The organism is Streptomyces sp. NPDC051664 (assembly GCF_044453545.1).
Lineage (GTDB): Bacteria > Actinomycetota > Actinomycetes > Streptomycetales > Streptomycetaceae > Streptomyces.
Genome location: NZ_JBITCU010000006.1, coordinates 153170 through 177304 on the forward strand (window position 1 = coordinate 153170; position 24135 = coordinate 177304).

A 24135-nucleotide genomic window follows, 5' to 3' on the forward strand; every position below is an offset into this window, starting at 1 on the left:
TGCTGAAGCGTCTATTGAACCGAATGAAGCCGTTTTCGTCAGCGGCGCGACATGTAAATATCGAGTGCCTTGTGGAGCAGCTTGTTGAGCGGGAAGTCCCACTCGCCGACGTACTCGACGGCTTCGCCGCCGGTGCCGACCTTGAACTGGATCAGGCCGAAGAGGTGGTCCGTCTCGTCGAGCGAGTCGCTGATGCCACGAAGGTCGTAGACGGTCGCGCCCATCGCGTACGAGTCGCGCAGCATGCGCCACTGCATCGCGTTCGAAGGCCGGACCTCGCGCCCGATGTTGTCGGATGCGCCATACGAGTACCAGACGTGGCCACCGACGACGAGCATCGTCGCCGCCGACAGGTTCACGCCGTTGTGCCGCGCGAAATAGAGCCGCATGCGGTTGGGGTCCTCGGAGTTGAGTACCGTCCACATGCGCTGGAAGTAAGAGAGCGGGCGCGGCCGGAAATGGTCGCGGACCGCGGTGATCTCGTACAGCCGCTGCCATTCGGCGAGGTCTTCGTAACTGCCCTGGACGACCTCGACACCGGCCTTCTCGGCCTTCTTGATGTTGCGGCGCCACAGCTGGTTGAAGCCTTTGAGGACGTCTTCCAGCGACCGGTTGGCCAGCGGGACCTGGAAGACATAGCGAGGCTGTACGTCACCGAATCCGGCGCCGCCGTCCTCGCCCTGCTGCCAGCCCATCTTCCTCAGCCGGTCGGCGACTTCGAAGGCACGAGGCTCGATGTGGGTGGCCTCGACGTCGCGCAGGCGCTTCACGTCAGGGTCCTGGATACCGGACTTGATGGCGGCCGCGTCCCAGCGACGGATGACGACCGGCGGGCCCATCTTCACGGAGAAGGCCCCCTGCTGCTTGAGATGCGCCAGCATCGGCTGCAGCCAGTCGTCCAGGTTCGGGGCGTACCAGTTGATGACCGGGCCTTCGGGGAGGTACGCGAGATACCTCTTGATCTTGGGCAGCTGGCGATACAGAACCAGGCCGGCGCCGACCAACTCGCCGCTCTTGTCGAACCATCCCAGATTCTCCGAGCGCCATTCGGTCTTCACATCAGCCCACGCCGGGACCTGGCAGTGACTGGCCGAAGGCAGACTCTGGATGTACGCCAGATGCTGCTCTCGGCTGATGGTCCTCAGGGTCAGGCTCATGTCGGGGCGCTCCTCGGCAGGTGTGTCCCCATCGGTCAGGGGCTCCGGCTCTCGCGCCGAAGCCTACTGCGACCGGGGAGCGCCCCGTTTGGCCCTATGGGACCTTGCCGACCCGGTGGAACCCGGCAGCCCGGTCCACCGGGACCTGGACGGCCCTGTGGTGTGGACCGGTGCCGGGCCCCGGTGTGTGTTCGGCCGGGTCCGGGCCGGAATCAGCCGACCAGACCGCCGAAGAGGCCTCCATGGGCCATGCCCAGGAAGAATCCGATGGCGGACGCGCCCATGCCGAGGATCAGCGGGAACCTCTCGCGCGTGGTCACCGAGATGTACTGCCCGTACGCACCCGTCAGGATCCCGACGAGTCCGGCCCACGAGCTGATCAGATGCAGACCGTGGAACATCGCCGTCACGAAGGCGAGAAGGCCGAGAACGCAGGTCACCGCCACCAGGGTGTCCTGGAGAGGATGGGGCCTGCCGTCCGTGGCCAGCAGGGAAACGGCAGGGCGGGTTCGCATTGTCTGTGCCATGGAGTACCTCCTGGCCGAAAGGCGGCGCATTGTGTCGCCGCTCACACCCGATGTGTACAGATTGCGTCTCCTGAGCACCGGATTTCAACCGGAAGCCGGTGTGCGGGTACTCTGGACGGTCTGCACCGGTGTCTGCCCAGGCCAGCACATCAGCCCCTCTCGATGGAGGGCGTTGTCAGTGCCGGCTGTTTTACTCGGAGACACTGTTGCTTTACGCATCACGACCCTCCTGCCACGGAACGACCGTGGCCGCTGAGTCCAAAGGAGGTGGGTTCCACATGCGTCACTACGAGGTGATGGTCATCCTCGACCCCGATCTCGAGGAGCGCGCTGTCTCCCCGCTGATCGAGAACTTCCTCTCCGTCGTCCGTGAGGGCAACGGAAAGGTTGAGAAGGTCGACACCTGGGGCCGTCGTCGTCTCGCTTACGAGATCAAGAAGAAGCCCGAGGGCATCTACTCGGTCATCGATCTGCAGGCCGAGCCTGTGATCGTCAAGGAGCTCGACCGCCAGATGAACCTGAACGAGTCGGTCCTCCGGACCAAGGTCCTCCGTCCCGAGATCCACTGAGCATCTAGCTCAGCGGTCATCGGGTTCGAGTAGCAGCAAGCAGCCAGAAGCAATCCCCGCCGAGAGGTTCACCCATGGCAGGCGAGACCGTCATCACGGTCGTCGGCAATCTCGTCGACGACCCCGAGCTGCGCTTCACCCCGTCCGGTGCGGCGGTCGCGAAGTTCCGTGTCGCGTCCACTCCCCGCATCTTCGACCGGCAGACCAATGAGTGGAAGGACGGCGAAGGCCTGTTCCTCACCTGCTCGGTCTGGCGGCAGGCGGCGGAGAACGTCGCCGAGTCGCTTCAGCGAGGCATGCGCGTTGTCGTGCAGGGCCGGCTGAAGCAGCGGTCGTACGAAGACCGCGAAGGCGTGAAGCGCACGGTCTACGAGCTGGACGTCGAGGAAGTCGGCCCCAGCCTCAAGAGCGCCACGGCCAAGGTCACCAAGACCACCGGTCGCGGTGGCCAGGGCGGCCAGGGTGGTTACGGCGGTGGCCAGCAGGGTGGCGGCAACTGGGGCGGCGGTCCCAGTGGTGGTGGCCAGCAGGGTGGTGGCGGTGCTCCCGCCGACGACCCGTGGGCCACCAGCGCGCCGGCCGGCGGCCAGCAGGGCGGGGGTCAGCAGAGCGGCGGAGGCGGTTGGGGCGGAAGCTCCGGCGGTTCCGGCGGTTCTGGCGGTTCTGGCGGCGGCTACTCGGACGAGCCTCCCTTCTAGGGAAGCTCGTACCCCCACTTCTTGATCACACAGGAGAAACACCATGGCGAAGCCGCCTGTGCGCAAGCCTAAGAAGAAGGTCTGCGCGTTCTGCAAGGACAAGACCCAGTACGTGGACTACAAGGACACGAACATGCTGCGGAAGTTCATTTCCGACCGCGGCAAGATCCGTGCCCGCCGCGTCACCGGCAACTGCACGCAGCACCAGCGTGACGTCGCCACGGCAGTCAAGAACAGCCGTGAGATGGCGCTGCTGCCCTACACGTCCACCGCGCGATAAGGGAAGGGTGACCGAATAATGAAGATCATCCTCACCCACGAGGTCTCCGGCCTCGGCACTGCCGGCGACGTCGTCGACGTCAAGGACGGTTACGCCCGTAACTACCTGGTTCCGCGTGGCTTTGCCATCCGCTGGACCAAGGGTGGCGAGAAGGACGTGGCGCAGATCCGCCGCGCCCGCAAGATCCACGAGATCGCGACGATCGAGCAGGCCAACGAGGTCAAGGCCAAGCTCGAGGCCGTGAAGGTCCGTCTGGCTGTTCGCTCCGGCGACGCCGGCCGTCTCTTCGGCTCCGTCACCCCGGCCGACATCGCCTCGGCGATCAAGGCTGCCGGTGGCCCGGACGTCGACAAGCGTCGCGTCGAGCTCGGCTCGCCGATCAAGACGCTCGGCGGACACCAGGTGTCCGTGCGTCTGCACCCCGAGGTTGCGGCGAAGCTCGGCATCGAGGTCGTTGCTGCCTAAGGGCAGAGCTCACCAGAGCAGGTGAGGGGCCGCACTCCATGGGAGTGCGGCCCCTCGTCGTTTCACGTGAAACGGGCTCCGTGGCCGGTGGTCAGCGGGTGGCCCCGGTGACGATCCACTTGCCCGAACGGGTCCGCAGCCAGAGCGTCACCATGCGGACCGTCATCATCAGGGCCATCGCCCACCACAGAGCCGTCAGCCCCCCGCCGATCGTGGGCACGAGCAGGGCGACCGGAGCGAAGACGGTCAGGGTGATCAGCATGGCCCAGGCGAGGTAACGGCCGTCCCCGGCGCCCATGAGTACACCGTCCAGGATGAAGACCACGCCGGCGATCGGCTGGGACAGTGCCACCACCAGCAAGGCCGGGATGAGTGTGTCCTGGACCGCTCCGTCGCCGGTGAAGAGCGGGATGAACAGAGGCCTGGCGAGCACGATCAGTGCCCCGAGCACCACACCCGAGGCGATGCCCCACTGGACCATGCGGCGGCATGCCTCACGTGCGCCCTTGGTGTCATTGGCTCCCAGATACCGGCCGATGATCGCCTGCCCGGCGATGGCAATGGCATCGAGGGCGAAAGCCATCAGGCTCCACAGGGAGAGGATGATCTGGTGGGCGGCGATATCGGTGTCGCCGAGACGTGCGGCGACGGCGGTGGCGATCATCAGTACGGCACGGAGCGACAGCGTACGGACCAGCAGGGGGACGCCGGCCTGTGCGCTGGCCCTGATTCCTGTCGCGTCGGGGCGCAACGAGGCCCCGTGCCGACGCGCTCCCCGTACTACCACGATCAGATAGGCGGCAGCCATCCCGAACTGGGCGATCACCGTGCCCCACGCCGATCCGGCGATGCCGAGCCCGGCGCCGTAGACAAGGCCCGCGTTGAGGGCGCCGTTGGCCGCGAAGCCGCCGATGGCGACATAGAGGGGGGTTCTGGTGTCCTGCAGGCCGCGGAGTACGCCGGTAGCGGCCATCACGATGAGCATGGCAGGGATGCCGAGGCTGGATATCCGTAGATAGGTGGCGGCGTACGGGGCGGCGGTGTCGGAGGCGCCGAAGATCTCGACGAGCCAGGAGGCCGACGGGAGCGTCACGACTATGACGGCGACACCGAGGAGCAGAGCCAGCCAGATGCCGTCCATGCCCTGCCGTATCGCGGAGGCGAGATCGCCCGCCCCTACCCGCCGGGCGACCGCTGCCGTGGTGGCGTACGCGAGGAAGACGAAGATGCTGACGGCGGTGGTCAGGAGTGCCGCGGCGACTCCCAGGCCGGCCAGTTGCGGTGTGCCCAGATGGCCGACGATGGCGCTGTCGACCATGACGAAGAGGGGCTCGGCGACGAGTGCGCCGAAGGCGGGGACGGCGAGCGCGATGATCTCGCGATCGTGCCGTCGACGGCTGGAGTGCGAGGTCGCCGGAGCCAGGGTCATAGGCGCAATCTAACCTTCCACAGGTAACGGATGCAAGGTCGTAGTGGTCCTTACATCTGCTAACGCGTCGCGTTCTTCTGTATGCGGTTTGCCATGATCTTGTGCCGAGTCGGAAAGTTTTTCTCCCCCACAGCCCGTGGACGGAGAAAGTCCAGGTCAGGGCCGTGGTCATGACGGCGTTATGAGTTTGTCCACAGTGCTGTCCCCCGCTCCGTGCACAGGTTCTGCGGAGTTCTCCACAACATCTGGTCCGTCGTCCACATGCCCTGTGGATAACCAGATTGGCTGACGGTGCCGGGCCGCCTACCGTGGACCGGCGCCCACACCCCGTTTCAGCCCTGGAATCCCACAGAACTCGACGTGATGGAACCGGAGTCGAGCGTCTTGATTGTCGGTGCTGTGCCGTAAGAAGGAGTGGCACGGCGAGGGTCCGCGGAGCGGACGGGAGGAGGTGGCCGGTGAGTATTCCCGAGCCTTTGGACGACCCCTGGACCGACACCGGTCCCAGTGACCGTCTGCCTGTTTCCCGCCAGCGCCGCGGTGACAGCCGGGACCGTGCTGAGCAGCACGACCGCGGCCGGGAGAGCAGCGGCTGGGACGGCGGATCGCCTGGCTTCGAGCGTGTACCGCCGCAGGACCTCGACGCCGAGCAGTCGGTGCTCGGCGGCATGCTGCTGTCCAAGGACGCCATCGCCGACGTCGTGGAGATCATCAAGGGGCACGACTTCTACCGTCCCGCCCACGAGACCGTCTTCCAGGCGATCCTCGATCTCTATGCCAAGGGCGAGCCGGCCGACCCGATCACGGTCGCGGCCGAGCTGGTCAAGCGCGGCGAGATCACCAAGGTGGGTGGCGCTCCCTATCTGCACACTCTCGTCCAGTCCGTGCCGACCGCGGCCAACGCCTCGTACTACGCCGAGATCGTCCACGAGCGGGCGGTCCTGCGGCGGCTCGTCGAGGCCGGCACGAAGATCACTCAGATGGGATACGCGGCCGACGGCGACGTCGACGAGATCGTCAACTCCGCCCAGGCCGAGATCTACGCCGTCACCGAGCAGCGCACCAGCGAGGACTATCTGCCGCTCGGCGACATCATGGAAGGCGCGCTCGACGAGATCGAGGCGATCGGATCGCGCTCCGGGGAGATGACCGGTGTACCGACCGGCTTCACCGACTTCGACGCGCTGACGAACGGCCTGCACCCGGGCCAGATGATCGTCATCGCGGCACGTCCCGCCATGGGTAAGTCCACGCTGGCCCTGGACTTCGCCCGCGCCGCTTCGATCAAGCACAATCTGCCCAGCGTGATCTTCTCCCTCGAAATGGGGCGCAACGAGATCGCGATGCGTCTGCTGTCCGCCGAGGCGCGGGTGGCGCTGCACCACATGCGCTCGGGCACGATGACCGACGAGGACTGGACGCGGCTGGCCCGCCGGATGCCGGACGTCTCGGCCGCCCCGCTCTACATCGACGATTCGCCGAACCTGTCGATGATGGAGATCCGGGCGAAGTGTCGTCGCCTGAAGCAGCGGAACGACATCAAGCTGGTGATCATCGACTATCTGCAGCTGATGCAGTCCGGTGGTTCGAAGCGGGCCGAGAGCCGTCAGCAGGAAGTCTCGGACATGTCCCGAAACCTCAAGCTGCTGGCGAAGGAGCTGGAGCTGCCGGTAATCGCGCTGTCCCAGCTGAACCGTGGTCCTGAGCAGCGCACGGACAAGAAGCCGATGGTGTCCGACCTGCGTGAATCCGGCTCCATCGAGCAGGACGCCGACATGGTGATCCTGCTGCACCGCGAGGACGCGTACGAGAAGGAGTCCCCGCGAGCGGGCGAGGCGGACCTGATGGTGGCCAAGCACCGTAACGGTCCGACGGCGACGATCACCGTGGCGTTCCAGGGCCACTACTCACGCTTCGTGGACATGGCACAGACCTGAGGTGTGCCCGGCGGATCATCGCCGCGTCCGTGACCTGGGTGGGTTCCTGGTGGGCCGTGTGTGACGCACCGGGGCTGGGTTTGCGCGAGGGCAGCGCGGCCATGCTTGCCGCGTTCGCCGACGTGGTCACTCCGCCGGGATGATCCGCGTGACGATCGTCTCCACCAGCGGGTCCAGGTCGCGGTCGGCGGTGCCGCCGCGGGTGAGCATGCCGGGCAGGGTGAAGTGGTCCAGCAGCAGGCCCGTCATGGCGAGGTAGAGCACGAGGAAGGCATCGGCATCGCCCGGCAGGCCGGCCTCCCGGTGGAAGCGGGCGTTCTCGTCCAGGTCGGCGCGAACAGTTCGGTTGAGGTGGTCGCGGAGGGCCGGCCGGCGGGCGGCCTCCAGGCGCAGTTCCAGCATGGCGAGATAGCCGGTGCGGTCATCTGCCATGCGCTGCACCAGCCACTGCATCAGCTCGGTGACCAGCTCGCGTGAGGGCGTCGGGCGCATGGCCTCCTCGACCCTGACCGGATCCGGTGTCATCCGGTCGGTGATCCGGGCGCCCGTCTGCATGAACAGATCGTCCCGACTGGCGAAGTAGTTGGACGATGTGCCCACAGGGACGCCCGCCCGTGCGTCGACCGCGCGGAAGGTGAGTCCTCGTGCGCCCTCGTGCGCCAGCACCTCGATGGCCGCGTCGGCGAGCGCCGTCCTGCGCTCGGGGTTCCTGACCATGCGTATCTCCGCATCCTTTGGCTGATCGGTGGAAAGGGATTGCTCAACCACTACATATGAAGCACTATGAGTGTAGTGGTTGTGTACTCCGCCAACCGTCATCGAACGGGGACCTCGTGCGAAAGCTGACCTACTTCATCGCCTGCTCCATCGATGGCTTCATCGGGGACCCGGGCGGCGACGCGTCGTCCATGTACCCATTCGTGAACGAGGAGTTCATCGAGTTCCTCACATCCCAGTATCCCGAGACGGTTGCGACCGAGGGCCGCCGCCAGCTCGGCTTCCACGATGCCGAGAATCAGAGGTTCGACACCGTGGTCCAGGGAAGGGCCAGCTACCAGCTGGCGCTGGACATGAACATCACCAGTCCGTACTCCCAGCTGCGTGAGCTCGTGGCCTCGCGGACCCTGAAGGAATCGCCTGACCCGAACGTCGAGCTCATCTCGGACGATGTGGTCGGCAGGGTGCGGGAGCTCAAGGCGGAGGACAGCGGGCTCGGAATCTGGCTCTGCGGCGGCTCACAGCTCGCGGGGGAGTTGCTCGACGAGATCGACGAACTCGTGATCAAGACGTATCCGCTGGTCTACGGGTCGGGCATGCCGATGTTCGGATCGGATTTCGCGGCCACCGAGTTCGCGCTCGAGTTGGTGCGTGTCTTCGACAACGGGGTGCTGGTCAGGACGTACAGCCGCAAGCGTTGACCTCTTGGTCCCGTGTACCGCGAAATGGGGTCGCCACGGAGCGGTTGCGCCGGTACTTGTTGACCATGACCTACCACTCGGAAGAACTGCTTCCCGGCACGCAGCGCGCGCTGCTGCACCGCATCGCCACCGCGCAGGCCGAAGGCCGCGCACCCTCACTCGTCGCCGCGGTGCAGCGTCAGGGCCGGGTCGCCTGGAGCGGCTCCCGCAGCTGCGTCGACGGCCATGCCCCTGACGCCGATACGCAGTTCAGGATCGGCTCCCTCACCAAGACCTTCACCGCCGTGCTGGTTCTGCGGCTGCGCGACGAGGGTCTGCTGGATCTCGACGAACCATTGGAGAAGCATCTGCCGGGTACGGGCGTCGGCGGTGTCACCGTCCTTCAGTTGCTCGGTCACAGTGCGGGACTGGGCGCCGAGTCGCCCGCACCCTGGTGGGAGCGGACGCCGGGCACGCTGCGTCCCGAACTCGCCGATGTCCTCGGCGAGCAGACCCGGATGCATCCTCCGGGCCGGCGCCATCACTACTCCAACCCCGGCTACACACTGCTCGGTGCGCTGATCGAGGCGGTGCGCGGGGCATCCTGGGCGGAGGTGCTGGAGCGCGAGATTCTGGAGCCCCTGGGCATGAGCCGTACTTCCACCCAGCCGCAGGCGCCCCACGCGGGTGGCTGGGCGGTGCACCCCTGGGCCGATGCCTTGCTGCCCGAACCTGCCGAGGACCTCGGCCTGATGGCTCCGGCAGGGCAGCTCTGGTCCACGGCCACTGACCTCCTCCGGTTCGCCTCCTTCCTGGCCGAGGGGGACGACCGGGTTCTCGGCGCCGCCTCGGTGGAGGAGATGCGCGCGCCGTCGGCGCCGCCCGAGTCCGGTGACTGGGAGGGCAATTACGGTCTCGGCCTGCAGGTCGTACGCGAGGACGGGCGCACCCTTCTCGGGCACACCGGTTCGCTGCCGGGCTTCCTGGCAGCGCTCTGGTTCAGCACCGAGGACGATGTGGCTGCGGTGGTGCTCACCAACACCACCTCGGGACTGTTCGTCGGTGAGGTCGCCGCAGACCTCGTGGGAATCGTCGCCGATGCCGAGCCTCGTATTCCGGAGCCCTGGCGCCCGCTGACCGAGGTCGACGCGGAACTCCTCGCCCTCACCGGTCCCTGGTACTGGGGCACGCGTCCGAACATCCTGCAGCTGACCGCGGACAGGGGGCTGACACTGCAGCCGCTGCGTGGCAGTGGTCGCGGCGCCCGCTTTGTCGCGCAGCCTGACGGCAGCTGGATGGGGCTGGACGGGTACTACGCAGGGGAGACGCTCCGCGTCGTCAGGGCCGGCGACGGCAGCGCGAGCCACCTGGACCTGGGGTCGTTCGTCTTCACGCGTGAACCGTACGACCCTGCATCGGCCGTCCCCGGTGGGGTGGACGCTGAGGGCTGGCGAGGCATCGGCGCCTGAGTGTGACGCCGGCACGGTTCTGTGCGGCGGCGTCAGGTTTCACGTGAAACGCGAAGCGTGGTGACCGGTGCGGGCCGCCGGCGCGGACCGCTCAGGCCGTCAACTCCCTGTCCAAGGGCGTACGGAAACGCGGGGTGATCCGCGTTTCACCCACCCATGCCGACAGCCGGGACGCCTCCGCCTCGATCGCGGTGGTGGCTTCCCGGCCGACGTCGGTCAACAGTCGCCACACCAGTTCACCGTCGGCGCGCTGAGCCCAGCCCCCCACGATCCGGCCGTTCCACCACACTGTCGGTCCGACATTGCCGGCCCGGTCGAAGAGTGCCGCCCGGTACTCGGCCGGCAGGTGGAAGCCGCGATCGGCCCAGCCCATCGCGCTCGGGTCGAGGGCAGGGAGCAGCGCCGCCCAGGGTTCCAGGTCCGGTTCGGGCTCCGTGTCCCCCGGCGAGACCCAGCCTGTGGCGCCGTTGTCGAGCCGCACCTCTTCGGCTCCGGCGGCTTCCAGTGCCTGGCGTACCTGGCCGAGGCCCCAGCCCGTCCACCACTTCAGGTCGGCCTCGGTCGCGGGTCCGTACGAGCGGAGCCAGCGCAGAGTCAGTTCCGCCTGTGCCGCTGCGGGCTCCCGGGCGGGCCAGGGCTCGGCCGCTGTCCATCGGAACTGGCTGGACGTCCAGGAGCCGCGCGGCCTGTCCCTGCGGATCAGCCCGTCGGCCGCCAGAACTCGTATGACGCGTGTGGCGACGCCCTGCACGGTCTCCTGCTTCTTGCCGGGAAAGACCGTGATCTTCGTACGCAGCGCCGGTACGGCGGCGGACAGCTCACTGCCGGTTGCGGAGCCACGAGCCGTCAGGACGGCGAGAGTCTCCTCCTCCGTCTCGGCGAGCCAGCGCGCGTCCAGTCCGTTCCCGTCGTCCCGCAGGTGCTTGAGGAAGGTCCGGCGCTCCTTGGCGGCCACGGCGCGGGCGTTCGACGCATCGACGTACGGAGCGAGCCCGTGCGACACGGTGAAGAGGGTGTTGCGCATGGAGAGCAGCCGGACCAGCGAGACATCCTCGTAGAGAGCCCGTTCCACCGCGCCGACGCTTGCCTCGGACAGCCGGGCGCAGACGGAGAGAAAGACCGTGGCCGCGTCGGTGGCGTGCAGGGCCACGACCGCGTCGGCCACGGACTCCGCGGACGCTGTCCGTACGGAGGGTGCCAGGAGATGGCGCCGGCCGAGCCTGGACCGGCGCTGTGTGTCGCTGATGCCGTGCACCGGGACCTCCTTCGGTCCTTGGGATCCCGCCTTCGGGCTGCGAGCAGCGGTCAGAGGGCGAGCTTGAAGCCCACATGACTGGCGATGAAGCCGAGTCGCTCGTAGAAGCGATGCGCATCGGTCCGGGTCGCGTCGGACGTCAGCTGGACCAACTGGCAGTCCTGGCGCCGGGATTCGTCCACGGCCCACTGGATCAGCCGAGTGCCGAGGCCGCTCCCGCGCTCATCGGCATGGATACGGACGCCCTCGATGATCGAGCGTGTCGAGCCGCGCCGGGACAGTCCGGGGATCACGGTCAGCTGCAGGGTCCCCACGACAACGCCGTCGCGTACGGCGACGACCAGATGCTGGTTGGGGTCGTCGGCGAGCCGCTGGAACGCGGCGCGGTACGGGGCGAGGTCGTCCGGCGACTCGCGCTGTGCGCCCAGTGGATCGTCCGCCAGCATGGCCACGACGGCCGGGACGTCGGTGAGGGCGGCAGGCCGTATCTCCAGATCGCTCATGATCGGCAGACTACGCAGATTCACACGGCCCGTGCGGGGACCTTCAGCTCTTCGACCGTCCTGACGAGGGGTGCCAACTCGGGATTCCTGGCGGCCTCGTCGAGGGCGGCACGCAACGCCGTGTCATTGGTCGGCCGGGCCTCGGCGAGAAGGGTCAGGCCGGCTTCGGTGACGTCTGTGTAGATGCCGCGGCGGTCGGTGTCGCAGAGATACCGGGTCAGCAGCCCGCGGTCCTCGAGACGGGTGACCAGGCGAGTGGTGGCGCTCTGGCTGAGCACGACGGCGTCCGCGACCTGCTTCATCTGGAGATGGCCGCCCGGGCCGTTGTGCTGCCGGCTCAGGACGTCGAGCAGGGAGTACTCCCGCACGCTGAGGCCGTGCCCGGACTGCAGGGCCCGTTCGATGCGGGCCTCGATCTTTCCGTGGAGTAGGGAGAGGGCGCACCAGCCCTGGGAGAGGGCGGTCAGTGCAGGATCCGTCGCTGTCATGGTCTCTCCTCCGTGCGGGAGCTGCTTCCGTCCAGGATAGGGGACATCTGCAATAGCCCGCGCTTGCAATTAACCAGCGTCTGCAACTATTGTCGACGCTCGTAAGGCGCAGACGCAATCTCCTGGGAAGGTGAAACCCATGCCGCTCGCGCTCCTCGCCCTCGCCATTGGGGCATTCGGTATCGGCACCACCGAGTTCGTGATCATGGGGTTGCTCCCCGAGGTTGCTGCGGACTTCCAGGTCTCGATCCCGACCGCAGGGTTCCTGGTCACGGGCTACGCCCTCGGTGTCGTACTCGGCGCCCCGCTGATGACGGTCCTCGGCACCCGGGTCACCCGCAAACGCATGCTGATGCTCCTGATGGGGCTGTTCATCCTGGGCAATGCGGTGTCCGCCGTAGCCCCCGTCTTCGGCGTGATGCTCGCGGGACGGGTGATCGCCTCTCTCGCCCACGGCGCGTTCTTCGGCATCGGGTCGGTCGTCGCGGCCGATCTGGTCGCCCCGCAGAAGAAGGCCGGCGCGATCGCCACGATGTTCACCGGCCTCACCGTCGCCAATGTCGTCGGCGTGCCGCTGGGCACGTACATCGGGCAGAGCGTCGGGTGGCGCACCACGTTCTTCATCGTCGCGGCCCTCGGAGTCGTCGGCCTCCTCGGTGTGGCCAAGCTGGTTCCCGAGCAGCCGAGGGCAGAGGGCGTACGACTCCGCCACGAGCTGGCCGCGTTCCGCAATGTGCAGGTGCTGCTCGCCATGGCAATGACTGTCCTGGGCTTCGGCGGTGTCTTCGCCGCGATCACCTACGTCACGCCGATGATGACGGAGATCGCCGGCTACTCCGCGTCCTCCGTCACATGGCTGCTGGTCCTCTTCGGGCTCGGCATGGTCGGGGGCAATCTGCTCGGCGGCAAGTTCGCCGACCGCCACCTGATGCCGATGCTGTACGTGTCGCTGGGCGCCCTCGCTGTGGTCCTCGCCCTGTTCACCCTGACCGCCCACAACAAGATCGCGGCAGCCGTCACCATCGTTCTGATCGGCGGCCTGGGCTTTGCGACCGTACCGCCGCTGCAGAAGCGCGTGCTCGACCAGGCCGCGGGTGCCCCGACCCTCGCCTCCGCCGTCAACATCGGCGCCTTCAACCTCGGCAACGCGCTGTCGGCGTGGCTCGGCGGCATCGTCATCGCGGCGGGCCTCGGCTACACCGCACCCAACTGGGTCGGCGCCGCACTGGCCGCATCCGCCCTGGCCCTCGCCGTCCTCTCCAGCGTCCTGGAACGCCGGACGGTCACGCACAGCCGACGCGTAGCCGGTCACGTCCCCGAGCCGGTCGCAGTCGCCGAAGCCCGGCGCTGACACCCCCACAGCCACCCCACGTACGTACGCCCGCCCCATCGCACCATGGAGATATCCCTCATGACCACCACCATCTCGCCGGCCACCGTCACTCCGCTGACCATCCAGGACGCGGAAGCGCTCGTCGCCGCCGCTCGCACGGCCGCAGAGGCTGCCGGTGTCACCGCTGCCGTCTCGGTCCTCGACGCGGGCGGTCACCTGCTGGCTTTCCGGCGCGACGACCGGGCCGTTCTCATCGCGGGCGAGACCAGCACCCGCAAGGCGTACACGGCCCTCCAGCTCGGTGCCCCGACCGCCGACCTCGTCGACGCGGTCCAGCCGGGCGGGCTCTTCCACACCCTGCCGACCGCCCTTGACCGGCCGCTGCTCTTCATCGCCGGCGGGGTGCCGGTCTTTCGCGACGGCCGGCTGATCGGCGCCGTCGGCGTGGGCGGCGGCGCACCCGAGCAGGACCACGGTTTCGCGACAGCTGCCGTGGAGGCGCTTGCCTAGTCGGCGAACCACCCCACAGACAGCGGAAACGCGTGAATGTCCGCTCCCAGGTGCCTGGAGAACCTCGGCACAAGGGGGCGGACATTCGCGGTTACGCGGGCGGACATCACTTCGGCCGGTCCGGTCGGTGTCAGCCCGTCGCCACAGTCAGCGGCGCGAAGCGACGAGTCCAGTCGCCCGGCAGCTCCGGGGCCTGGTACGTCATCACCGTGGTGAAGGAATCGGCTTGCAGACCGCACTCCTTGAGCAGGCTCAGCAATCCCTCCTGGCGTGCGTCGATGTCCAGACGAAGGGGGCGGTCCGTTGCCTTCGCGAGCGAGGTGACAAGCGCCTTCGCCGTGTCGGTGTCCCGGGCGATCAGCGGACCGACCGCATGGGTCCGCTCACTCGGCCAGATCGCCGCGTAACCCACCAGCTCACCGTTGTCCTCCGCGACCCGCAGGTGGTCCGCGAACGCCGGCAGCCGGGCGAGAATGTGCGTCCGGTCGGCGCCGAAGACCTCCGCGTCCAGCCGGAGCATGGCATGCAGATCCCCGGCGGCGGCCGGGCGGACGGTCACGGCGCCCGCCGTCGAAATGCCGCCGCTCGATGAGTCGCTCGGCCGGAAGTGCCCGATCACTCGCTCTGCCCGCCCCACCGTTTCGAAGCCGAGCTCTTCGTAGAGCGGCCGCCCCGGCTCCGTCGCGTACAGGCTGAGCGAGGTCTTCCCGGCCGCCTCGATCACATGACGCATCAGACGACGGGCGATCCCCAGCCGCGTGTACCGCTCGGCGACGAGCAGCATGCCGACGGCGGCGTGGCCCTGGCCGTAGGAGGTCACCACACAGGTGGCCATCAGACCTTTGCCTTCGGGATCGTCGATGCCGTAGCCCGTCCCCGCGGACAGGAGCAGGCCCCATCGGAGCTCATCACGCGGCCAGCCGCGGTCCTCACAGAGATCGGCGCAGGGGACCAGGTCTCCCCGGGTGAGACGCCGGACGGGTGCATCGGCGTGCGGACGGGGCAGTGGGCTGGGCATGAGGCTCAGGCTGTACGACGCGCTGATCGCTCGTCCACCGCTTTACCGGAACTGGCCGAGACGCGCAGCCGTCGCCCGCGCCGGGTCGGCCCCCACGGCTTCAGTACCGAGACTGCGGTGATGAAGAAATACGTGGCTGTGGCCACGGAAGGCGCGACGACCAGATTGATGTCGACGGCGCCCTGTGCCGCTGCCTCGTTGATGCCCGGCCGCAGAGAGAAGATCGACAGGGCCGTGGTGATCAGAGTGAGCCAGAACTTTGTCCAGACCCAACGGTGTCGGGCCAGGCCCCACGAGGTACCGAGCGCCAGCACGAGACCGCTGAGGAGTGAGAGCAGAGCGACGGGCACGACCAGCCAGTCCCCGAAGATCTTCATGGCGCGAGTCGCAGCCTGCGCGGTGGTGGTGTCGCCGGTCAGGAAGGCCGTGATCCCGAGTGTCAGCAGGCCGACGGTGAGGCCCAGCCAGCTGACGGAGACCGCGACATGGGCGACCAGGAGACTTCGACGAGCGGGACGCTTGAGTGGTTTCACGTGAAACACGGTGCCTGGAAAAGGGCAGTTGGGCGTCCGGCAGGGGGAGTATCCGTGCGTACGTGCTTGGGCGTACGTGGTGCGTTCCTGTCGCACTCTCCGGGCGGGCGACATGGGTCGAAGCCCAGCCATGGATTCCGGGTACAGCCATGGGACATGGGAGCGTAACGGGAAACGTGGTTCGGATACCCGGACTTCCCGTTATTTGTCCGGCCCCGAGTCGACGCAGGCATGCTGGGACGAGGGGCCGCACGCGGTGGCTGCGAGCACTGTCGGCACGCAAGGCCGACCAGAAGATGTTCGAGGCGAGGCACAGTTATGGACGCTCCGGCCACCATGCCCGGCGACGAAACTCTCAGATCTCCCGATGCGACCCTGATCCACCGCACGCTGACGGAGATCGCCCCTGTCGCGGACCGGGCCACCTCGTACTTCTACGCCTTGCTCTTCGTCCGCCACCCCGAACTGCGCGCCCTTTTCCCGGCCGCGATGGACACCCAGCGAGACCGTCTCCTGCGGGCGATCCTGACGGCAGCCGACCGCATGGACGACCCCGATGCGCTGACCGAGTACCTCGGCGGACTGGCCCGGGGACACCGCAAATACGGCGCCCTGCCCGCGCACTATCCGGCGGTCGGCGAGGCCCTCCTCGGCGCCCTGAGCCGCTACGCCACCACGTGGGACGGGGCGGCCGAGGCGGCCTGGATCCGCACCTACACCGCGCTGTCGCAGATCATGATCGACGCGGCCGTCGAGGACGAGGAACGAGCGCCCGCCTGGTGGGTCGCGGAGGTCGTCTCCCATGACCTCAGAACGCCCGACATAGCAATCCTCACGCTCCGCCCCGGCCAGGTCTACCCCTTCCTGGCCGGCCAGTACACCGCCCTGGAGACCCCGTGGTGGCCGCGGATCTGGCGGCATTACTCGTTCGCCTCGGCGCCACGGCCCGACGGTCTGCTCACGTTCCACATCAAGGCGGTTCCGGCGGGTTGGGTCTCCAACGCACTGGTCCACCGGGCCTGCCCCGGCGACGTCCTGCGGCTCGGCCCGCCCGCCGGCTCGATGACGGTCGACCACACCACCCACAACGGTCTGCTCTGCCTGGGGGGCGGCACGGGCATCGCACCCATCAAGGCGCTCGTCGAGGACGTCGCCGAACACGGCGACCGGCGCCCGATGCAGGTCTTCTACGGCGCACGCAGCGACCGCGACCTGTACGACATCGACACGATGCTGCGGCTCCAGCAGACCTTTCCCTGGCTCGCCGTCCGACCGGTGGTCTCCGGCGGGCCGGGCAGGGGACTGAAGGGCCTCTTGCCCGACGCGGTGCGTGAGTTCGGCCCGTGGCACGAGTACGACGCCTATCTCTCAGGCCCACCGGGGATGATACGCAGCGGCGTGGACGTACTCACAGGCATCGGCATGCCGCCCGAGCGCATCCGCTACGACGCCGTCGAGGAACTGGCACCCACGACGGGCCCGGCCTGAACACGAGCCCGTCCCGGCAGGAGCAGGCAGAAACAGGCCCCCGGGCCCCGGATCAGCCCAGGTCCGGCGCGTGCATCGCCCGCACGCCCTCGATATTGCCGTCCAGGTAGTGCCGCAGCGACAGCGGTACGAGATGAACGGCGGCGATCCCGATCCGGCTGAACGGCACCCGTACGACGTCGTACTCGCCGCACGGATCCTCGATCTCGGGGCCGTGCCGGCGGGACAGGTCCATCGAGTCCAGCCGGCAGACGAAGAAGTGCTGCACCTTCACGCCCTTCACCCCACCGCCCTCGATGTGCTCCACGGTGTCGACGAAGCAGGGGACCACATCGGTGATCTTGGCGCCGAGCTCCTCGTCCACCTCGCGGTGCAGAGCGTCGACAACGGTTGCGTCCTCGGGCTCGACCCCGCCGCCCGGCGTGAGCCAGTACGGATCCACCCCAGGCTTGGTGCGCTTGATGAGGATGAGGTCGTTGCCGTCGAGCAGGATGGCGCGTGCGGTGCGCTTGACCACAGGACGTTCGGTCATGGCAAGAGAGTGGCCCACAGAACCCGTTCTGAAACACCCGCACGCCCGGGGGTCACCAGTCGGCTGCAGCGCGCACCAGCCACTCGTGCGCCCGCGCGATGTGAGGCAGGGCGAGTGTGCCGGTCCGCGCGGCCAGGAAATAGGTGCGCAGCGGTGGGACCGGCGGGTCCAGGAGCGCCACCACCTCGCCGCGCTCCAGCGCCCCCTCGCAGAGATAGCGCGGCAGTACGGCAAGCCCGGCGCCCGCGGCGGTGCACTCCAGGACAGCCCGCAGATCCGGTGCTATGACGGTGCCCGCGGCCGCGGGGCGGCAGTCGAAGACAGCCGCCCAGTAGCGGGAGACGAGCGGCAAGCTCTCGTGCACTTCCACCACCGGCAGCTGCTCCAGCACCACGGGACCTTTGTGCCGCAGCGTTCCGGGGCCGAGGCGTGCGGCCCAGCGTGGGGCAGCGACCAGTACATGCTCCTCGTCGCAGAGCGGAGTCGCGGTGAGCAGCCCACCGCGCGGCCTGGCCGTCGCGATGGCCAGATCATGATGTCCGGCGGCGAGCCCCTCCAGCGTCTCCTCGGCGTTCGCGAGGAAGGAACTGCGCAGGGCGAGACCGTGGGAGACGAGGGGGGCGAGTGCGGGCAGCGCGCGCAGCGAGATGAATTCCGGTGGCCCGGCCAGGTGCAGCGTCCGTACGGCCGACTCCTCGTCGATCCCGCTCTCGGCGATCTCGACCAGCGCGTCCAGATGGGGAGCCGCCCGGTGCGCGAGCTCGTCGCCCATGGTCGTCGGGGTCACACCGCGGGCCCTGCGCAGGAAGAGCGGGCGGCCCAGCTGCCGTTCCAGTGTGCGTATCTGCGAGGTGACCGCGGGCTGGGAGAGGCCGAGCAGCGCGGCGGCCCGGGTGAAGGACCCGGCCCGGTGCACCGTCACGAAAGTACGCAGCAGGGCCAGGTCCACGTCCTGTCCCCTCCCACCCTTGCGAAGCGTCCGACCCGAACAACTATAAATATGTCGATAGGTCGCTGTCGCTACCGTGATTGGACACTGACGCAGAGTCAATTAGCCTTGTCCAGGCGGTTCTTCGCGCGTGGAACCGGGACGGTCCGAGCCACGAGGGGGGAGGCTCGGACCGTCCGTACCGGCCATGTCTTCCTGTGCCCTGCCGGCTCAGCGCCGGCTCATCGCCCTGCTCAGCGTCCGCCCATCGCCTCGTCCAGCGCCCGCTCCACGTCGGCCACCAGGTCGTCCGCGTCCTCGGCCCCGACCGAGAACCGGATGAAGCCTTCCGGTACGGCGTCGCCGCCCCAGCGCGCCCGGCGCTCGGCGGTGGAACGCACGCCGCCGAAGCTCGTGGCGTCGTCGACCAGCCTCAGCCCGGCCAGGAAGCGCTCAGCGATCTCGCGGTCGGGCAGCACGAACGACACCACGGAGCCGAAGCGCCGCATCTGCCGCACGGCGATCGGGTACGAAGGGTCGGTGGGCAGCCCCGGATACCGCAGCCCGGTGACCTCCTGCCGCTTGCCCAGGGCCTCGGCGAGAACGAGCGCGTTTGCGCACTGCCGGTCGATCCGCAGCTCCAGCGTGGCCAGCGAACGGTGCGCGAGCCAGGCTTCCATCGGTCCGGGGATCGCCCCGACGACCTTGCGCCAGCGCCGCACGCCCGCCGCCAGCTCCGGATCGCGGCAGGTCACGTGGCCGAGCAGGATGTCACCGTGCCCGGTCATGCCTTTGGTGTCACTGGCCACCGAGAAGTCGGCGCCCAGCTCCAGCGGACGCTGACCGAGCGGGGTGGCGAGCGTGTTGTCGACGGCCACCAGGACGCCGGCCCCGTGCGCGGCCTCGATGAGCCGCCTCAGGTCGCAGACGTCGAGCCCAGGGTTGGACGGTGTCTCGATCCACAGCAGTCGGGCCCCTTCCAGGACGGCCAGCTGTGCATCGCCCCCGGTGGGCGCGGTCCGCACCTCGACGCCGTATGCCTCCAGCTGCCGGCGTACGAGCGGCAGCGCCTGATAGCCGTCGTCGGGCAGGACGACCTTGTCCCCGGACCGCACCTGGGACAGCAGCACGGCCGAGATCGCCGCCATGCCGGAGGCGAACACCGTGGTCTCGACGGTCTCCCCCGGCGCTTCGAGCTCGCCGATGGCCCGCTCCAGATGGGTCCAGGTCGGATTGGTGTCCCGGCCGTACGTGTACGGGCCGGTCGGCTCGCCGGAGAGGTGGAAGTGCGCGGCGAATACCGGACCGGGCAGCGTGGGTTCGTACTGCTCCGGTTCGGGAAGACCCGCCCGTACCGCCCGGGTTCCGTCACCCATGGTGCTCATGCTGTTCCTTCTGTTCTCTGGTGGTACCGGTGCTTCTGAGCCAGCTGATCCTGCTGGTTCCGTGATCGCTCTGATTCGGTCGGATCAGTCCTCGTCCGGCAGGACGACATTAAGTGCCCAGGACACGACCGAGATGATCAGGCCGCCGAGCACGGCGGTCCAGAAGCCATCGACATGGAAACTGAGGTCGAACTGGTCGGCCAGCCAGGAGGTGAGCAGCAGCATCAGCGCGTTCACCACAAGGGTGATCAGACCCAGTGTGAGTATGAACAGCGGCAGGGTGAGCACCTTGACTATGGGCTTCACCACGAAGTTCACCAGCCCGAAGAGCAGGGCCACGAGGATCAGGGTGAGCACCTTGCGACCGGTACTGCCGCCGGACAGCGTGATGTTGTCGAGCAGCCAGATGGCCACGGCCAGTGCACCTGCGTTGGCGATCGTCTTGACTACAAAATTCTTCATGTGTCTGATCGTGGCAGACATGATCGGTGGCGAACACCGGCAGAACCAAAGCAAGGGGCGGACGGGCCATGAAGGCATTCAGGCTGGACGAACTGGAGGCGGAACGGGCCGCCAACGACGGCGCGTATCTGCAGTTCCTGCGGGAACGGAACATGTCCGTCGGCCTGTACGCGCTGGACGCCGGCGACCTCGATCCGCAGCAGCCGCACAACCAGGACGAGGTCTACTTCGTCGTCAGCGGCCGCGCCTCGATCACCGTAGGCATGGAGACCACACAGGTGGGCAGAGGGAGCGTGGTGTACGTACCGGCCGGTGTGGCCCACAAGTTCCACCACATCACCGAGGATCTGCGGGTCATGGTGGTCTTCTCTCCGCCGGAGAGCTGAGCCGGGCCCTCAGGGATCCCTAAGGGTTCGATCAGGGGAGTTCGGGGGCTCCGGTGCCCCCGCAGGCCACCCCCGCGCCTCTAGCATCGAAGCAGGTGCTCATCGAAGCCGTTACGCACAGAGACGAGGTTGGGACGATGGCCGTTCGGGAGATATTCGCGGGGATGCCCTGGTGGGTGAAGTGGGTCGCGGTGCCCGTCATCGCGATCGTCGTGTTCGGCGGCCTGATCGCCAGCGTGATCGGGTTCGTGATCGGTCTGCTCTTCAAGGTCCTGGTCTTCGTGATCCTGGTCGGCGGGCTCGTGTTCGTCGTACGGAAGTTCATGTCGTCCTCGTCGTCGCGCGGCGACTGGTAGGCGGCGGCCGGTCACCAGTCGGGCAATTAGCCCAGCTGAGCTAAGTACAAGACGAAACGACGCCCCTCGCGGATGCTGCCGATACAGTGGCGGTCCGCTGCCGTTGCCTGGGAAACAACTGTCCGCCACCACCCTGACCAGTGGTTTGTGTACACACCCGGTCTCCGGACCCCAGGTCTGCGGCAGGTCCGTGGGGGCGGCCCCCACGAACGGGCTGACTGCCCGTCACCACGCCTGGGGGTGACCTTTGACCACGGCATCGAGTACCGCTGTCCCGACGTTGATCGGTTCGGTTCAGCGGGCGTTGAGGCTGTTGGAGGCTGTGGGCGCCCATCGGGACGGGGCGCCTGCGAAGCAGCTCGCACGGGAAGCGGGGCTTCCCCTTCCCACTGCCTATCACCTGTTGCGCACCCTGACCCACGAAGGCTATCTGCGCCGGGAGAACGGCGTATTCCTCTTCGGCTCCGCCGCCGAGAGGCTGGTCGACGACGGTGCGCTGCAGAATCGTCGCAGCACCATGGCCCAGTCGCTGGCCCGCTGGCGCGACATCATCGGTGCACCGGTGTACTGCGCCGTCTACCGCGAGGGTGAGATCGAACTCATCGCGGTCGCCGACACCCCCGCAGCACCGGCGGTCGAGGAGTGGGCCTCGTTCCGGGAGACCGGACATGCCCATGCGATCGGCCAGTGTCTCTTGAGCCGGCTCGACGAGAAGGCCCGTGAGGACCATCTGGATCGTCACCCTGTGCAGCCGCTGACCCGCTACTCGGTGCGGGACCGACCGGCTTTTCTTGAGCGTTTGAGGTCGTTGGAGCGAACCGAACCTGTTGTCGAACGACAGGAGTACGCCCTCGGAACGGTCTGCGCCGCCATCCCGATCGCAGTCGGCTACACGGCTGCCGCCATGGCCATTTCGGTACCTCTCGAGGAAGAAGAACGCTTGCTCCCCGCAGTCGAACGACTACGCGGTGAAGTGGCGAGCCTCTTGCGTTCGTTGGTGTTCTCTATCAGTATCTGAAAAATCACTCCTTGTGATCTGCTATCGCGTACACCACGATGGCGTCAATAGGGCCATGGGGGATCATTCCTGGCCAGATTCATCTACTGCGGGGTTGAACGATGCGCGAGTCGGTTCAAGCTGAGGTCATGATGAGTTTTCTCGTCTCCGAGGAGCTCTCATTCCGTATCCCGGTGGAGCTCCGGTACGAGGTATGCGATCCGTACGCGATCCGGATGACCTTCCATCTGCCCGGCGACGCCCCCGTCACCTGGGCTTTCGGTCGTGAGCTTCTGTTGGACGGCCTCAACAGCCCCAGCGGTGACGGTGATGTGCACATCAGTCCCACTGAGCCCGAGGGGCTGTCCGACGTACACATCCGGCTTCAGGTCGGCGCGGACCGCGCTCTCTTCAGGGCCGGCACGGCGCCACTCGTCGCGTTTCTCGACCGGACGGACAAGCTCGTCCCCCTCGGCCAGGAGTGCACGCTGAGTGACTTCGAGGGCAACCTCGAGGAGGCGCTGGGCCGGATCCTGGCCAAGGAACAGAACGCCGGTTGAAAAGGTTTGCGCCGACGGATGGCGCGCCGGTCGAACGCGGTATCTGCCGAACGGGTGATATGCACTCCGCGCCGGGACGGCCACAGCCTTGAGCGTCAATGCCTCGCCCTGCGACGCCGGCCCCTTCCGTTCCGTGCGGGTGCCGAAGCTTCGGTTCCCGCGCCGAGCCCTGTGCGGTCCGCGGAGACGACCAGCGCCGCCAGCACCGTCGTCACCGGCACCGAGGCGACCAGTCCGATCGACCCGACCAGCGTTCGTACGATCTCCTCCGCCACGAGTTCGCTGTTGGCCACCGTGCCCACACTGCTCTGCGCGATCGAGAACAGCAGCAGCAAGGGAAGCGCGGCGCCGGCGTAGGCGAGCACCAGCGTGTTGACCACTGAGGCGATGTGGTCGCGACCGATCCTGATGCCTGCCCGGTACAGCTTCCGCGCGCCCATCGTCGGGTCGGCCTGGTGCAGTTCCCAGACCGCCGATGTCTGGGTGACCGTCACATCGTCCAGCACGCCGAGCGAGCCGATGATGACACCGGCCAGCAGCAGGCCGCTCATGTCGATGTGGGGGTACAGGCCGTGGATGAGGCCGGTGCTGTCGTCGGTGTTGCCGGTCAGGCTCGCCCAGTCGATGAAGAGCGAACCGAGCAGCCCGATCAGCAGCAGTGAGATCAGCGTGCCGATGACCGCGACCGAGGTGCGGGCGGTCAGCCCATGGCACATGTAGAGCGCGATCAGCATGATCGCGCTGGCCCCGATGACCGCGACCAGCAGCGGGTTCGAACCCTGCAGGATCGCGGGGAGGATGAACAGGGTCAGCACGGCGAACGACACGGCGAGCGCGATCAGCGCCATCACCCCGCGCAGCCTGCCCACCACGACCACTGCGAGAGCGAAGATCCCGGCCAGCAGAGCCATCGGGACTTTCCGGTCCACATCCGTCACGGAGTACTGAAGGTCATGGGGCGCGTCGGGGGCGTACGCGACGATCACGCCCTGTCCCTCGTGCAACTGCCGTGGCGCGTCGGGCTGGACGATCTCGACGAAGGTCCTTCCCTTGTCGTGGCCGGTCGTCACCTCGATCGTGGCCTTCTCGCACAGCCCCGGCTCCTGGCCGGGAGTGGCGTTCCCCGACGGCGTCGTGGTGTTGCCGGTGGCAGCGGTCTGCGCGGCGTTCACGTCCTTGCAGTCGACCTTGTCGACGTTCACCACCGTGGCCTGCTGGGTCTGCCGGTCGAAGCCGACGCCGGTGCGCTCGTGCGCGGGTGCACCGCCCGGCCAGAGCACCACCAGGCCGACGACGACAGCGGTGGTGAACGGGATCAGGACGGCCGCGATGACCTTGCGCAGATGCTTCGAGACCGGCGCCGCAGGCCCGTGACTGTGCGAGTGACCGTGCTGATGGTCCTGCGGTCCGGAGTCATTTTGAGGGGACGTCACCGGGGGATCATCGCAAGAAGTGAAGGGGTCCACTGTTCAG

Annotated in this window: 28 protein-coding genes; 14 read left to right on the forward strand and 14 right to left on the reverse strand. The window is 67.7% G+C overall.

The genetic code is table 11. From position 1 onward, the window contains the following. Positions 1-38 precede the first annotated feature (38 nt). Both ACIA8E_RS14185 and ACIA8E_RS14190 read right to left on the reverse strand, forming a co-directional pair. Entirely contained in the window at positions 39-1157 is a 1119-nt protein-coding gene (locus ACIA8E_RS14185; protein WP_399297820.1) for a lipid II:glycine glycyltransferase FemX, read from the reverse strand. 212 nt (positions 1158-1369) lie between these two features. Continuing rightward, on the reverse strand, positions 1370-1684 hold the full coding sequence (locus tag ACIA8E_RS14190) for a hypothetical protein (RefSeq protein ID WP_399297822.1): 315 nt from the start codon (positions 1682-1684) through the stop codon (positions 1370-1372). Between the two features lie 278 nt (positions 1685-1962). On the opposite strand from ACIA8E_RS14190, the gene rpsF reads away from it, so the two are divergent. From rpsF to rplI, 4 genes are all read left to right on the forward strand, one after another. Beyond that, positions 1963-2253, forward strand: a complete 291-nt coding sequence (gene rpsF, locus ACIA8E_RS14195) for a 30S ribosomal protein S6 (RefSeq protein ID WP_399297824.1) — start codon at positions 1963-1965, stop codon at positions 2251-2253. A 74-nt stretch (positions 2254-2327) separates the two neighbouring features. After that, positions 2328-2951 (forward strand): single-stranded DNA-binding protein, encoded by a 624-nt coding sequence (locus tag ACIA8E_RS14200; RefSeq protein WP_399297825.1) that lies wholly within the window; start codon positions 2328-2330, stop codon positions 2949-2951. Between the two features lie 43 nt (positions 2952-2994). Next, the gene (rpsR, locus tag ACIA8E_RS14205) at positions 2995-3231 is read left to right on the forward strand and encodes a 30S ribosomal protein S18 (RefSeq protein WP_003967857.1); all 237 of its coding nucleotides are present in this window, start codon (positions 2995-2997) and stop codon (positions 3229-3231) included. A gap of 18 nt (positions 3232-3249) precedes the next feature. After that, positions 3250-3696 (forward strand): 50S ribosomal protein L9, encoded by a 447-nt coding sequence (rplI, locus tag ACIA8E_RS14210; protein ID WP_030930556.1) that lies wholly within the window; start codon positions 3250-3252, stop codon positions 3694-3696. A 91-nt stretch (positions 3697-3787) separates the two neighbouring features. On the opposite strand, the gene ACIA8E_RS14215 is transcribed toward rplI, so the two are convergent. After that, a complete protein-coding gene (locus ACIA8E_RS14215; RefSeq protein WP_399297827.1) occupies positions 3788-5125 on the reverse strand; it encodes an MATE family efflux transporter in 1338 nt (445 codons plus the stop codon). A gap of 458 nt (positions 5126-5583) precedes the next feature. Between ACIA8E_RS14215 and dnaB the strand changes: the two genes are divergently transcribed. Beyond that, complete coding sequence (gene dnaB / locus ACIA8E_RS14220) at positions 5584-7062, forward strand: replicative DNA helicase (protein WP_399297831.1); 1479 nt, start codon at positions 5584-5586, stop codon at positions 7060-7062. A 126-nt stretch (positions 7063-7188) separates the two neighbouring features. On the opposite strand, the gene ACIA8E_RS14225 is transcribed toward dnaB, so the two are convergent. After that, positions 7189-7779 (reverse strand): TetR/AcrR family transcriptional regulator, encoded by a 591-nt coding sequence (locus ACIA8E_RS14225; protein WP_399297833.1) that lies wholly within the window; start codon positions 7777-7779, stop codon positions 7189-7191. Positions 7780-7895: 116 nt separating this feature from the next. Between ACIA8E_RS14225 and ACIA8E_RS14230 the strand changes: the two genes are divergently transcribed. Further along, a complete protein-coding gene (locus tag ACIA8E_RS14230) occupies positions 7896-8480 on the forward strand; it encodes a dihydrofolate reductase family protein (RefSeq protein WP_399297835.1) in 585 nt (194 codons plus the stop codon). A 65-nt stretch (positions 8481-8545) separates the two neighbouring features. Continuing rightward, complete coding sequence (locus ACIA8E_RS14235; protein WP_399297837.1) at positions 8546-9928, forward strand: serine hydrolase domain-containing protein; 1383 nt, start codon at positions 8546-8548, stop codon at positions 9926-9928. 91 nt (positions 9929-10019) lie between these two features. On the opposite strand, the gene ACIA8E_RS14240 is transcribed toward ACIA8E_RS14235, so the two are convergent. Genes ACIA8E_RS14240 through ACIA8E_RS14250 form a run of 3 tightly spaced genes read right to left on the reverse strand, consistent with a single transcriptional unit; the run spans position 10020 to position 12174 of the window. Continuing rightward, positions 10020-11183, reverse strand: a complete 1164-nt coding sequence (locus ACIA8E_RS14240) for a winged helix DNA-binding domain-containing protein (RefSeq protein WP_399297839.1) — start codon at positions 11181-11183, stop codon at positions 10020-10022. A gap of 50 nt (positions 11184-11233) precedes the next feature. Beyond that, positions 11234-11686, reverse strand: coding sequence for a GNAT family N-acetyltransferase (locus ACIA8E_RS14245; RefSeq protein WP_399297840.1), 453 nt, complete (start codon positions 11684-11686; stop codon positions 11234-11236). A 20-nt stretch (positions 11687-11706) separates the two neighbouring features. After that, positions 11707-12174 (reverse strand): MarR family winged helix-turn-helix transcriptional regulator, encoded by a 468-nt coding sequence (locus tag ACIA8E_RS14250; protein WP_399297841.1) that lies wholly within the window; start codon positions 12172-12174, stop codon positions 11707-11709. A 139-nt stretch (positions 12175-12313) separates the two neighbouring features. Here ACIA8E_RS14250 and ACIA8E_RS14255 point away from each other — a divergent pair, with 139 nt between their 5' ends. Both ACIA8E_RS14255 and ACIA8E_RS14260 read left to right on the forward strand, forming a co-directional pair. Next, entirely contained in the window at positions 12314-13525 is a 1212-nt protein-coding gene (locus tag ACIA8E_RS14255; RefSeq protein ID WP_399297843.1) for an MFS transporter, read from the forward strand. A gap of 60 nt (positions 13526-13585) precedes the next feature. After that, positions 13586-14017, forward strand: coding sequence for a heme-binding protein (locus ACIA8E_RS14260; protein ID WP_399297845.1), 432 nt, complete (start codon positions 13586-13588; stop codon positions 14015-14017). Positions 14018-14147: 130 nt separating this feature from the next. Here the strand turns inward: ACIA8E_RS14260 and ACIA8E_RS14265 are convergent, their stop codons facing one another. Both ACIA8E_RS14265 and ACIA8E_RS14270 read right to left on the reverse strand, forming a co-directional pair. Then, positions 14148-15035 carry a GNAT family N-acetyltransferase gene (locus ACIA8E_RS14265; RefSeq protein WP_399297847.1) on the reverse strand — a complete coding sequence of 296 codons (888 nt, stop codon included), beginning with the start codon at positions 15033-15035 and terminating at the stop codon, positions 14148-14150. A 5-nt stretch (positions 15036-15040) separates the two neighbouring features. Continuing rightward, complete coding sequence (locus ACIA8E_RS14270) at positions 15041-15568, reverse strand: DUF2269 domain-containing protein (RefSeq protein ID WP_399297849.1); 528 nt, start codon at positions 15566-15568, stop codon at positions 15041-15043. A 231-nt stretch (positions 15569-15799) separates the two neighbouring features. Between ACIA8E_RS14270 and ACIA8E_RS14275 the strand changes: the two genes are divergently transcribed. Beyond that, positions 15800-17056 carry a globin domain-containing protein gene (locus ACIA8E_RS14275; RefSeq protein ID WP_399297851.1) on the forward strand — a complete coding sequence of 419 codons (1257 nt, stop codon included), beginning with the start codon at positions 15800-15802 and terminating at the stop codon, positions 17054-17056. Positions 17057-17108: 52 nt separating this feature from the next. Here ACIA8E_RS14275 and ACIA8E_RS14280 read toward each other — a convergent pair whose 3' ends face one another. The 4 genes from ACIA8E_RS14280 to ACIA8E_RS14295 form a co-directional block, all read right to left on the reverse strand. Further along, complete coding sequence (locus ACIA8E_RS14280) at positions 17109-17588, reverse strand: NUDIX domain-containing protein (protein ID WP_267004160.1); 480 nt, start codon at positions 17586-17588, stop codon at positions 17109-17111. A gap of 52 nt (positions 17589-17640) precedes the next feature. After that, complete coding sequence (locus ACIA8E_RS14285; RefSeq protein WP_399297853.1) at positions 17641-18537, reverse strand: LysR family transcriptional regulator; 897 nt, start codon at positions 18535-18537, stop codon at positions 17641-17643. A 233-nt stretch (positions 18538-18770) separates the two neighbouring features. Next, positions 18771-19901, reverse strand: a complete 1131-nt coding sequence (locus ACIA8E_RS14290; protein WP_399297855.1) for a cystathionine gamma-lyase — start codon at positions 19899-19901, stop codon at positions 18771-18773. Between the two features lie 84 nt (positions 19902-19985). Beyond that, positions 19986-20363, reverse strand: a complete 378-nt coding sequence (locus ACIA8E_RS14295; protein WP_399297857.1) for a phage holin family protein — start codon at positions 20361-20363, stop codon at positions 19986-19988. A 68-nt stretch (positions 20364-20431) separates the two neighbouring features. On the opposite strand from ACIA8E_RS14295, the gene ACIA8E_RS14300 reads away from it, so the two are divergent. From ACIA8E_RS14300 to ACIA8E_RS14315, 4 genes are all read left to right on the forward strand, one after another. After that, on the forward strand, positions 20432-20749 hold the full coding sequence (locus ACIA8E_RS14300) for a cupin domain-containing protein (protein WP_030973811.1): 318 nt from the start codon (positions 20432-20434) through the stop codon (positions 20747-20749). Positions 20750-20886: 137 nt separating this feature from the next. Beyond that, positions 20887-21105, forward strand: a complete 219-nt coding sequence (locus ACIA8E_RS14305) for a DUF5326 family protein (protein WP_030930600.1) — start codon at positions 20887-20889, stop codon at positions 21103-21105. Positions 21106-21352: 247 nt separating this feature from the next. Continuing rightward, complete coding sequence (locus ACIA8E_RS14310) at positions 21353-22123, forward strand: IclR family transcriptional regulator (RefSeq protein ID WP_399297860.1); 771 nt, start codon at positions 21353-21355, stop codon at positions 22121-22123. Positions 22124-22224: 101 nt separating this feature from the next. Continuing rightward, positions 22225-22662, forward strand: coding sequence for an SsgA family sporulation/cell division regulator (locus ACIA8E_RS14315; protein ID WP_030930605.1), 438 nt, complete (start codon positions 22225-22227; stop codon positions 22660-22662). 95 nt (positions 22663-22757) lie between these two features. Here the strand turns inward: ACIA8E_RS14315 and ACIA8E_RS14320 are convergent, their stop codons facing one another. Further along, on the reverse strand, positions 22758-24095 hold the full coding sequence (locus tag ACIA8E_RS14320) for a YibE/F family protein (protein WP_399297862.1): 1338 nt from the start codon (positions 24093-24095) through the stop codon (positions 22758-22760). Positions 24096-24135: the final 40 nt, after the last annotated feature.

Coding starts and splice junctions, on each gene's coding strand:
- ACIA8E_RS14185 (WP_399297820.1), bottom strand. CDS start 1,157: ATGAGCCTGACCCTGAGGACCATCAGCCGAGAGCAGCATCTGGCGTAC.
- ACIA8E_RS14190 (WP_399297822.1), bottom strand. CDS start 1,684: ATGGCACAGACAATGCGAACCCGCCCTGCCGTTTCCCTGCTGGCCACG.
- rpsF (WP_399297824.1), top strand. CDS start 1,963: ATGCGTCACTACGAGGTGATGGTCATCCTCGACCCCGATCTCGAGGAG.
- ACIA8E_RS14200 (WP_399297825.1), top strand. CDS start 2,328: ATGGCAGGCGAGACCGTCATCACGGTCGTCGGCAATCTCGTCGACGAC.
- rpsR (WP_003967857.1), top strand. CDS start 2,995: ATGGCGAAGCCGCCTGTGCGCAAGCCTAAGAAGAAGGTCTGCGCGTTC.
- rplI (WP_030930556.1), top strand. CDS start 3,250: ATGAAGATCATCCTCACCCACGAGGTCTCCGGCCTCGGCACTGCCGGC.
- ACIA8E_RS14215 (WP_399297827.1), bottom strand. CDS start 5,125: ATGACCCTGGCTCCGGCGACCTCGCACTCCAGCCGTCGACGGCACGAT.
- ACIA8E_RS14225 (WP_399297833.1), bottom strand. CDS start 7,779: ATGGTCAGGAACCCCGAGCGCAGGACGGCGCTCGCCGACGCGGCCATC.
- ACIA8E_RS14235 (WP_399297837.1), top strand. CDS start 8,546: ATGACCTACCACTCGGAAGAACTGCTTCCCGGCACGCAGCGCGCGCTG.
- ACIA8E_RS14245 (WP_399297840.1), bottom strand. CDS start 11,686: ATGAGCGATCTGGAGATACGGCCTGCCGCCCTCACCGACGTCCCGGCC.
- ACIA8E_RS14250 (WP_399297841.1), bottom strand. CDS start 12,174: ATGACAGCGACGGATCCTGCACTGACCGCCCTCTCCCAGGGCTGGTGC.
- ACIA8E_RS14255 (WP_399297843.1), top strand. CDS start 12,314: ATGCCGCTCGCGCTCCTCGCCCTCGCCATTGGGGCATTCGGTATCGGC.
- ACIA8E_RS14260 (WP_399297845.1), top strand. CDS start 13,586: ATGACCACCACCATCTCGCCGGCCACCGTCACTCCGCTGACCATCCAG.
- ACIA8E_RS14265 (WP_399297847.1), bottom strand. CDS start 15,035: ATGCCCAGCCCACTGCCCCGTCCGCACGCCGATGCACCCGTCCGGCGT.
- ACIA8E_RS14275 (WP_399297851.1), top strand. CDS start 15,800: ATGCTGGGACGAGGGGCCGCACGCGGTGGCTGCGAGCACTGTCGGCAC.
- ACIA8E_RS14280 (WP_267004160.1), bottom strand. CDS start 17,588: ATGACCGAACGTCCTGTGGTCAAGCGCACCGCACGCGCCATCCTGCTC.
- ACIA8E_RS14290 (WP_399297855.1), bottom strand. CDS start 19,901: ATGAGCACCATGGGTGACGGAACCCGGGCGGTACGGGCGGGTCTTCCC.
- ACIA8E_RS14295 (WP_399297857.1), bottom strand. CDS start 20,363: ATGAAGAATTTTGTAGTCAAGACGATCGCCAACGCAGGTGCACTGGCC.
- ACIA8E_RS14300 (WP_030973811.1), top strand. CDS start 20,432: ATGAAGGCATTCAGGCTGGACGAACTGGAGGCGGAACGGGCCGCCAAC.
- ACIA8E_RS14305 (WP_030930600.1), top strand. CDS start 20,887: ATGGCCGTTCGGGAGATATTCGCGGGGATGCCCTGGTGGGTGAAGTGG.
- ACIA8E_RS14315 (WP_030930605.1), top strand. CDS start 22,225: ATGCGCGAGTCGGTTCAAGCTGAGGTCATGATGAGTTTTCTCGTCTCC.